Raw genomic sequence first — 269 nt, forward strand, 5'->3', positions numbered from 1 at the left:
GCCTTTCTTAATGGCCGAAATTGCACGCGAAATTCTGACCGTCAGTCTCGAAGAGGAGATGCGGCAGTCCTACCTTGACTATGCCATGAGCGTGATCGTCGGGCGCGCTCTGCCTGACGTACGCGATGGCCTGAAACCGGTTCATCGCCGTGTTCTTTTCGCCATGCGCGAGCTCGGCAATGACTGGAACAAGGCTTACAAAAAGTCCGCGCGCGTCGTGGGCGATGTGATCGGTAAATACCATCCGCACGGCGATACGGCGGTCTACG

General features: G+C 57.2%; 1 protein-coding gene. It reads left to right on the forward strand.

Annotated elements, in window-relative coordinates; all coding sequences use genetic code 11:
• Positions 1 to 10: 10 nt before the first annotated feature.
• Positions 11 to 269, forward strand: a 259-nt coding sequence (locus ACZ3HH_RS30180; protein ID WP_465810264.1) for a DNA gyrase subunit A, incomplete at its 3' end; no start/stop codon positions are given.

The organism is Pseudomonas sp. PME37.24/025, assembly GCF_055556615.1.